Here is a 9,420-nt window from a genome sequence, read left to right on the forward strand (position 1 = left end):
GCAACAGCTCGTCCTCCCTCTACCGGACCTCGACACCAAGTGGAACCGCGATGCGCCTCTCGCGCATTCAGACCAATAGACGTGCAGGCACGCACCGACCAACAGTTCGGACGGCCCATAATCCGAAGACTGAGACTACTCACCCTCTTCGTTGCGTCGAGCGAAGCACTCGTACGAGCAATCGTCAAGTCCTGTGGACGAAAACTTCTTAGGCGGCGGATTGCCGGCCTGAACAGCGAGCGAACCCTCATTACATATCCTCTACTCCCCATTTGACACTAGCGTCTTTTCGTTCTGCTTCCTTTGTGCTGGCTTGATTGATCACGTGTTGGCCTTATGGACGGATGTGACATCGAGATCAATGCCCTGAGCTACGTGCCCTGGCGAGCTGGCGATGCAGGCCTGGCTGCCGGCGAGCGTATTCGGCTGCATTGTTGTCCCACTGACAAAGTTCTGAGCAACCGGTTCTTCACAGCCGGACGCTCACCAAACTCTTCGCCATGGCGAACGAGCGAATTATGACGATGAATGGATCGGACTTGACGCTGGTCGACAATGACCTCTGGATGAGCGACGTTTTGAGCCCGGCGGGGGCGCTGCGAGCCCAGACCGCGTGCTCCGGCACGCCGCGGATCAGATCGGGGCCAGAGCGGCGCCAGCCCACGATCGGTCGGCGCGGCGGTGAGGTCAGCTCCACCGGCATGTCAGGGCGGTGGCAGTGGTTCACTCGGGGGTGGGACGGCTGCCAGCAGTGATCGTGCGGCCGCGCGGGCGTGCAGCGCCGCATCGGCTGAGCCGGAGATTGCTGCCGTGGTTATCGCACCTTCGGCGAGCAGCGCGAGTTGAGCCGCCAGCACGGCGGGTCGTCCGGTAGCGGTGACCAGCTCCGTCAGGTACTGCCCGAACATCGCCTTATGGGCCCGTGTGATCATCGCCACCTCGGGATGGGTGAAGCTCAGCTCCCCGAAGATGTTGACGAAAACGCAGCCGCGAAAGCCCGGTTCGACGGACCAGAGGTGCAACCAGTCGAACACGGCCAGGACCTGCTGGTCGCCCGGCGGTTGCGCGTCCGCGTACAAAACGAGCCGCGCGCGCCATCGTTCGCCACACCGTCGTAGCACCGCCTCGACGAGCTGATCCTTCGCCGCGTAGAGCTGGTAGAGCCGCTTGAGCGAGACCCCGGCGGCCGAGCGGATCTCGTCCATACCCACCCCCTGCACGCCGCGGCTATAGAACAGCGATTCCGCGGCGTCAACGATCCGCACGCGCGCTGATTCTGAATCGAGCTTCATATCACACACCTTGATCGGACAACGACGGTCCTCTAGCGTACGTCGTGTCCCAGAGAACAATCATTCTGGCGCCCCCTCGCATTCTTTCCCTCTCAGTAGCTGCGATGTCACTGGCGCTGACAGTCTTGCTGCGCCCATTCGCAATGCCCGTATGCCGAGTGGGGCTCGCCATTCGTGAAGAGGAAGGTGCGAACGACCATGGCTGGTCCGAAACGGGAGAAGCCACAAACGGACCCCCCGTCGCCCACCGGCGTGACAGCCACCGGCTCCTCGGCCGGGACCCCCAGCCCTGGGGCCTCCGGCTCCTGGTACCGGTCCAAGGCCCCCGCACGGTTAACGCCCCGGGCGATGGCCGTGGCCACAGTCACCAGCATCGTGGCGCTGGTGATACTCGTCGCTGTCGGTGAGCTGCTCCACGAGACCGTGCTCATCCCGCCGCTCGCCGCCAGCATGGCCCTGGTCGCGGGAGGTCACGCTCTCCCGCTCGCCCAGCCCCGCAACGTGATCGGCGGCCAGATCGTCTCGGCGGTGACGGGGTTCATCGTCCTGGCGATCGCTGGCAGCAACCCCTGGGCCGCCGCGGTGGCCGGCGGCATCGCGCTCGGCGCCATGCTGCTGCTGCGTATGTCCCACTCGCCCGCCGCCGCCACCGCCGTCATCGTGGTGACCTCGGCTCCCGGATTAGTCAACTTCCTCGAGCTGCTGCTTCTGGCCACGGTGATCCTGGTCGCAGTCGGTGCGGTCTCGGCGCGGTTGAACCGGCACCCGTACCCGGTCTACTGGTGGTGACGGGCGGCCATCAGGGAAGAAACGTGGCACGTCGAGCGGGCCGCTGACCACCGTGAACTCGGCGTGCAGGGCCTTGCGTAGCTCGGCATCGGCCAGGTAGTCGACCGCGGTAAGGGCCACTCGACGACACCGTCGAGCACAGCCCGGTTGCGAGCGGCTCCGTCGGCCGCCGTCGCGAACTCCGCGGTGCAGGATGACGGTCGGCTTTCCTATGGGTACGCACAGGGGGAGAGTGTGCAGCCAGATTCCAGATCTGTCGTGGTTGATGTCCAGCCCGGCGGGACGCCCTGCTGGCTCCGGGTTGTAAGCGCCGCACGTTCGCGGACCAACCCCAGTTCCGCACTGGAGAACCGGACGACTACCTGCCCACGCCGAGGCGCCGACGCCCGCGCCTGACGCCGCCGCTTCGTCTTCCGCGACAGGATCTGCACCACGCGGCGGATCTCGGCGTCGCGCCACAAGCGAGACCGACGACGCCCCTGGTCGGTTCGAGCTCTACAGGCCCACAATCAACGCATCACGGCCTATCGAGCCATGGTCGCGCCAACACCGCAGCTGTCCCGACCGACTACGTGACCGCAGACAGGCAGTACTCATTCCAGGTCGCAATGCGGTTCGACCGCTTCGGTGACCCAATGCAGCTAGTGGCGCGACACGCAGCGTTCACCAGATAATCGATCTTGCTGGTCAATCCCGTCAGGCTGCTGGCACTCGAGTGCTGGAGGCGAGGGGCGGCTCGTCGCCCGAGCGTGTTCGTGCGGGCCCTCTCGATGGAGGAGGGCCGCAAGCTGGCACGGATCACCCGGACAGCGAAGAGCCCGCTCCGGCTGCGCCGCGCGACTGTAGTCCTGATGTCCGCTTAGGGCCAGGCGGTCGGTGATCCGCCGCTCACCGAGCTCGACAAGATGCTGATCGCCGCGCTGGCCGAGGACGGCCGCATGCGTTGGCGGGAGCTGGCAGCTCGGGCAGGAATCACGGGGACCACCGCACGTCGGCGGATGGAGAACATGTGCCGGAGCGGCGCGCTCCGGCTGCGCACGGTCGTCGAGCCTGCTGGGTCTGCCAGTGACGGCGTCCCTCTCGTCAGGCCGCTGCAGGGAGGAGGACGCGGTGTGGCACTCTCTCCAACTCGCACTCCCCAGGGTCTGACGACCCGAGATCGCTCCCAGCAGGGAGTACGTCCCGCGCGCTGTCGATCTCCTCGGTCGGCAAGCGCTTCGACGTGGATGGCGAACCTTTCATCGCGCTCGATGACGTGTTGGTCCCGGTGGCCCTGAGTGTCTCTGCCATCGAGCGAAAGAGACAGACTGGCCGTCCCGCCCCTCTGCCGTGGGCGGCTCTCGCGGCGCCCGTCGTGACGCTGGGATTCCCACATGCCCCCGCGCGAGAGTAGGTCTTCCAGCCGAGGACAGGAGAATCAGACGTTTAACGCGATATCGTTCTCGAGGCCCAGCAGAGCCTTTCCGTAAATTTCAAGGCTTATTGCGGGAAGCAGCGATGCGTGCCGTGCCGCGTTATTCACGTCCTGCCAGATCCGTTGCAGCGCGCTGCTTTCTGCGAGACCCCCGGAACCGTGCGCGTTGAGCAGGATGGTGATCGCCTCCACCACCAGCACTGCCGCCCGGCTCGCGTCCGCCCGCGCACGAGCCCGCGCAGACAAGTCGGGCAGCTCGCCCCGCGCGGCGTGTTCGTCGATGTCCTCAGCCGCCCGGCACGCATGCAGATACGCGGACTCGATCCGCAAGGCGGCGTCGGCGAGCTGCATCTGGAATCCCGCGGAGTCGGCCTGCCGATTGAACACCGTGGCGGCCATTTCCTTCGTGCCCGCCGCGTCCCGCACGTGATCGAGCGCCGCTCGCCCCAGCCCCAGCAGCGAGCCGATCAGCGACACGGTGAGCGTGGGGGCCCAACTGGCGCGGTAGACGATCTCGTCCTTGCGCTCGGTGGGGTAGTTGCCCGCGGCGAGGCGGGCCCGGGACACCACCCGGTGCTGAGGCACGAACACGTCTTCGGCGGACAGCGTGTTGCTTCCCGATGCCCTCATGCCGGCCGTGAACCACGTGTCGGACACCACGTAGTCCACGGCCGGGACCAGCGCGAGCGCGGCCTCGATCACAGCCCCGGCCTCGTCGACGAGATCGAACCCCAGCACAGCCCAATGCGCGTGCAGGCAACCGGAGACGTACGACCAGCGCCCGGACAGCCGCACACCTCCCTCGACCGTGACGGCCGTGCCCCTCGATGCGCTCGAGCCGCATATCCGGACCTCGGGATCGACTCCGAACACGTCGTCCTGCGCGCGAACCGAATACAACCCGACGATCCAGGCGCACGTGTTCGCCAAGCCCACAACCCAGCCCGGGGCGCCGTCGCCGTACGCGATGGCGGCAGATACATCGATCTGCGTGCGGAGATCCGCCTCGTGCCCGCCGTAGCGCTTGGGCATCCTCAGTTTGAACAACCCGGCCTCCGCAAGCGCCATGATGCTCGCCTCGGGGAGCCGGCGGTCAACTGCTCCCTGTCTGGCGTTCTGCGCCAGAAGGGGACGAAGACACTCCGCGCGGGAAACCAGGAGGCGCCGATCGTTCGTCGACCGATACACCGTTTCCGATGAAGCCATATTCAAGCCAGCCTTCCCAAACGTCGGCCCAAAAGAAGGAACGCCAGAAAAATCCCATCTTCTCTACTGTGGCGATCTTGAAGCAGCGCCGTGGTGGTCTGGACAAATTACGCAGACGCCGTATGCACGGGCGGGCTCGAGCTCGATGAGGTGCTGGGTCCATTGAGCACGGTAACGTGACGGTGCCAGCTACTTCCTGAGCAGCCGGCGGAGGATCTTTCCGGCCGCCGACCTCCGGATCTCACCGACGAACTCGACCTCGCGGATCTTCTCGCACGGCGCGAACCGCTCGGCCACCCAGGCCATCATCGCACCGGGATCGATCTGCTGGGCGGCGAAGACGAATGCCTTTGGCCGCTCGCCGCCCTCCAGTGCGGTACGCCGACCACCGCGGCGCCGAGGACGTCCGGGTGGGCCAGCAGCACGGCCTCGAGCTCTGCCGGCGCCACCTGGTAGCCACTTGTACTTGATCAGCTCTTCCAACGGTCGACGACCCAGAACACCCCTGCCTCGTCGACCGCGTGATGTCGCTGGTGCGCAGCCACCCGCCTTCGACGATCGCCTCGGCCGGGTCAGTGCATTGTCGTGATAGCCGACCAGGACCTGAGGCCCTTTCACTCAGAGCCACATTTTTCATCCTGGTGCGCCTCACGCCATCCATTCTGCCCACCACATCACCAACAGTCTGCCTACCTTCAGGCGCCGGCAGTCCAGCCGGCATACTGCCCCCGTATGTGCAAGAGGAATGACGGCTTGTACCTGCCAGTTCGTCGTCAACCAGTAGCCGTAGCAAGATTGACGGGCCCGCGGCTATCGAGCTGATATCGGAGCTGTTGGAACTCCGCGATTCGCAAGACATCGTTGCTGCACCTTGACGACGATCGACGATTGGAGTCCGCCTCCATACGAATGCGAGATCGAGCCAGGTTGCCCCTGGCCATGCGCGAAGTGTAACCCTAGTAAACGATTTGACGTCTCAGGCTCTGTAACGCTTGGAGTGCGGCGCCAGCATGTCCCACAGATCTGGACAGCAGGCTTGACCTACGTTGCGACCCAACCTAAGATGATCTACATCGGTTTCGTGTCGGATGTCTCATAATCTGCAGCAAGGGTCGGAGTTGTGCGGACGGAGCATCATATACATGCCCTTAATCCACCGATCTTACCCCGACGAGGAACTCGGCCGCGGCCTCCAGGACCTATCAAACCCATAACCCGGGGACGTCGTCTCCCTCGCTAGAACCGACCCACGCCGACTCGTCTGCCGCAGATGAACCAACCGTGGTTGTCACCATGATCGGTCGCGTCGCCGTCAACAAGACCAGTGTCCCGCTCTGCAGGACACCAGCCGAGGCGTCCAGGGCCTCTTTGAAACATCGTGCGTCAGCGATGATCGCTTCTTCAGTTGAGCGTGATGCGCTCACCGTAGAACATGACCAGCGCGTTGACCGCTGCCTTCCTGGTCCGCTCACGTTGGTGCGGGTGGCGATCCGGCGACTAAGTGCAGGCCCGGCTGCAGCGCTTCGACGCGCTCGTCGCGGCTGCGTTATGTTTGGCGGTATGAGTGCTACCGATATCATCCCCGCCAATCTCATCCATCTCCTCGAGGCACCTAACTACGCGTTCCTCGGCACGATTCGCCCGGACGACACCGTCCAGGTGAACCCGATGTGGTTCGACTTCGACGGCGAGACACTGCGCTTCACGCACACCACGTACCGTGCCAAGTACCGCAACCTGCAGCACAACCCGTCGATGAGCCTTGCAATCCTCAACGACGAGAACGTGTTCAACTACATCGAGGTTCGCGGGAAGCTGATCGAGGTGATCCCTGACCCGGCCGGCGACTTCTACGTCCACCTGGGCAAGCGGTACGGCAACGCCGAGCAGCAGGCGCCGGAGGACAGCGCCGACCGCGTGGTCCTGGTGATGAGCATCGAGCACTACACCACGCAGTAGGCACCAGACGAGGCGCGTGCTCGCCCACCGGCGCGCGAGACGATGAGTTTGCACGGCTCACCCACAACCGAAAGAGAGATCGAGCCGAGCCTCATGGCGGACGTCATCATTTCGCTCGACGGCTACGCGGCCGCGGACGGCTGGCACGGCCTCTGGGGCATGGTGGAACCAGAGTCCTGGCCTGGCTCGGCGAGGACGCCGACGACTTCGACATCGCCGTCGACTAGGCCCTTCTGTGGCCGCCAGCCGAAAGCGCGCCAGGAACCGGGTGGCGTGTCGAGGTTCGGGTTCCGCGGTGAGATCCGGCTACTGCGGCGAGCCTAGGCCGGTGGGTCCCGAACAATGAGATGACCACGTCTGTGCCGACGGAACGAAATCGAAACGGCTTCCGAAAGGCTCGGTCTCGGACCGCTCCCTGTGAACGTGGTGCTCGATCTTGCCGCCATTTCGCCGATGACGATTACGGGGTGCTGTCACGCCGCCCGCGGCGGGCAAGACCGTGATCGCGTGCGCATTGATCGCGCGGCACGCCACGTCGACGCTGATGCTGGTCGACCGCAAGACGCTCACCTCCAACACCCGACGGGCGGGGCTGCCGCGGGCGCGCGCCTCGGCGCCGCCGAGCACATCCAGGGTCGACTTCCCCGCGAGCTGCAGCGGTCCGGCTTGGTTGCCGTTCGGGGTCTCGGCAGGGGGCCATGGCCTCGATCATCGGGAAGTCCTGAATCTCGACCAACGTTGGTATACGGCGGGCGCAGAGATGCCAGTTGCCGTCCTTCCGCCGGAACGCAGTGTCGAGGAGCTGGACCATGCCCTCGAGATGTTGCGGCCGAGCTGAGTAGGGCGCGCCGCATGCATGGAGCAGAGCGCGCAGCACAGGATGGTCCGCCCGCCTACGGTGTGATGACCACGTCCCGCGTTCGCTGCATAGCTGCCCCTGTACCGCCGCAGGCAAGCTGGAGTCGGAGACGCGAGCTGTAATCGCCCTCGTCGGTCGCCTATTTGTGATCAGCCTGGGATGGTTACGGATGAGGAGTCCGCAGTTGAAGTCAATCGCGTTCACATGCTGCGTCCGGCACCGTTGGACAGAGGTCTTGCCGACGGCAGTTCCGCCGACTATGCCTGGAAGACATGAGCCGCGTCCTCGAAGTGCAGCCGGCGAGCTCCGACCGCACGGTCATGCAGGCCGGGACCATCGCTGCCGTCGTCTTAGGCCCCAACGGCGGTCGGACGTGTTCGCCAGATTGGCCGCAGCGGCTGATTCCATACTCACACAAGCTGCGACTACACGACACACACCCAACGCTCACGAAAGGGGAACCGGGAGAAGAATGGCAATCAACAACATGCACTTTGATTTCACGGGCTCTGTCGTTCTGGTGACCGGGGGCGCTACGGGAATCGGACTAGAGATCGCCCACCAGTTCATCGAGTCTGGTGCCACCGTCGTCATCGCCGGGCGACGGAAAGCTGCCCTTGATCGGGCCCTCGATCGTAATGCAGCCGGCGCGTTCCCTTTGCAGGCGGACGTTAGCGACCCGAAGCAGACCGCCCGACTGGTCGACGCTACCGTTCGTAACCATGGCAGGCTTGACGTCGTGGTGAGCAACGCGGCCGGCTACACACGCGGCCAACTCACTGATCTTGATGATAACGACTGGCGGGCCCTGCGTTCCACAAATGTCGATGGCTTCTTCTTCCTGGCGAAATCCGTTCTCCCAGCGCTGGCCGATTCGGGCGGCAACCTCGTGGCTGTCAGCAGCATCTCCGGGAGTCGCGGCGACTGGGGGCAGGCTGCTTATAATGCAACCAAGGCTGCCGTATCAAACTTTGTTCGCTCACTCGCATTGGACTGGGGCACTCGAGGCGTTCGAGTAAATGCCATCGCACCTGCGTTCACAGTCACCGAGTTGACGCAGAGCCTTACAAAAGACCAAGCGCTGATGAATCGGCTTGGTGACCGCACTGCATTGGGCCGAGTAGCGGAACCCGCAGACATCGCACCGGCAGTCCTTTTCCTCGCATCTTCTGCAGCCAGGTACATCACGGGCGCAGTGCTTCCGGTCGACGGTGGAACGTCGGCCTCGACCGGTCAGGCACACTAGCGCCTTGCAGGCGTCGTACAGAAATGGAACGCTAGCACTCCAGCAGTAGATCCGGACATTGTTGATTTCTGTCGTTAGTAGCTCGTGCGGCCGTGGTATTGGTGGCGTCGACGCTAGGCCGACCATGGCTTTGGGCTGGTCAAACTGGGCGTGGTTCGACGATGAGTGTGGCGAGCAGGCGGCGGATCTCGTTGCAGGTTAACGCGATCATCCCGGCCGGAGCGGGCTCTCGGAGTATTCGTGGGGCCAGCGCGAAGGGACCACACTTCTATGATTAGGCGTTCGTGGTGATGTGGTTCTCGGCAGCGCTGTCTGCGCTGACCTCGTGCTACTCGTGCGGGACGTTGGTCATGGCCGTCTCTCCGATGCATGTCGTCGTGCGGTGTCATTGTCCGCCCACCTGCCTCGCCCCGGACCGGGCAGTGGCGGCGCCGGCTCGCCCATCGCGAAGGCGTTGATCATCTGGGCGTGTTTCACTCGGCCTCGGCGGAATGGCGCCGAGCACATTGGCGGCCCGGTCGTGTGATACGAGCACATTTTGCCTCCTCCTCTCGCAGTGCGGGCACGATCAGTAGGGGTTGGCGACGAAGAGTTCCTGCGCCGGGAAGAGCGTGATGACCTGAGGCGGGCCGTCCGGAACGATGACGACCTCCTC

Annotated in this window: 7 protein-coding genes and 1 pseudogene; 5 read left to right on the forward strand and 3 right to left on the reverse strand. The window is 64.4% G+C overall.

Features of this window, described 5'->3' with window-relative positions; genetic code table 11:
- Window positions 1-469: 469 nt before the first annotated feature.
- Both ABD743_RS13745 and ABD743_RS13750 read right to left on the reverse strand, forming a co-directional pair.
- A complete protein-coding gene (locus ABD743_RS13745) occupies window positions 470-703 on the reverse strand; it encodes a hypothetical protein (protein ID WP_344722414.1) in 234 nt (77 codons plus the stop codon).
- Window position 704: 1 nt separating this feature from the next.
- Window positions 705-1,265, reverse strand: a complete 561-nt coding sequence (locus tag ABD743_RS13750; protein WP_344722416.1) for a TetR/AcrR family transcriptional regulator — start codon at window positions 1,263-1,265, stop codon at window positions 705-707.
- 225 nt (window positions 1,266-1,490) lie between these two features.
- Between ABD743_RS13750 and ABD743_RS13755 the strand changes: the two genes are divergently transcribed.
- A complete protein-coding gene (locus tag ABD743_RS13755) occupies window positions 1,491-2,081 on the forward strand; it encodes an HPP family protein (RefSeq protein ID WP_425566923.1) in 591 nt (196 codons plus the stop codon).
- A gap of 899 nt (window positions 2,082-2,980) precedes the next feature.
- A pseudogene (locus ABD743_RS44490) lies at window positions 2,981-3,358 on the forward strand (AsnC family transcriptional regulator); the annotation flags it as partial.
- Window positions 3,359-3,498: 140 nt separating this feature from the next.
- On the opposite strand, the gene ABD743_RS13760 reads toward ABD743_RS44490, so the two are convergent.
- Entirely contained in the window at window positions 3,499-4,683 is a 1,185-nt protein-coding gene (locus tag ABD743_RS13760; RefSeq protein ID WP_344722420.1) for an acyl-CoA dehydrogenase family protein, read from the reverse strand.
- Window positions 4,684-6,261: 1,578 nt separating this feature from the next.
- Between ABD743_RS13760 and ABD743_RS13765 the strand changes: the two genes are divergently transcribed.
- From ABD743_RS13765 to budC, 3 genes are all read left to right on the forward strand, one after another.
- Window positions 6,262-6,660, forward strand: coding sequence for a PPOX class F420-dependent oxidoreductase (locus ABD743_RS13765; protein WP_344722421.1), 399 nt, complete (start codon window positions 6,262-6,264; stop codon window positions 6,658-6,660).
- Between the two features lie 499 nt (window positions 6,661-7,159).
- Window positions 7,160-7,498 (forward strand): hypothetical protein, encoded by a 339-nt coding sequence (locus ABD743_RS13770; RefSeq protein ID WP_344722423.1) that lies wholly within the window; start codon window positions 7,160-7,162, stop codon window positions 7,496-7,498.
- 493 nt (window positions 7,499-7,991) lie between these two features.
- Entirely contained in the window at window positions 7,992-8,765 is a 774-nt protein-coding gene (budC, locus tag ABD743_RS13775) for a meso-2,3-butanediol dehydrogenase (RefSeq protein ID WP_344722425.1), read from the forward strand.
- Window positions 8,766-9,420: the final 655 nt, after the last annotated feature.

This window comes from Pseudonocardia yunnanensis, assembly GCF_039534065.1.
GTDB classification, from domain to species: domain Bacteria; phylum Actinomycetota; class Actinomycetes; order Mycobacteriales; family Pseudonocardiaceae; genus Pseudonocardia; species Pseudonocardia yunnanensis.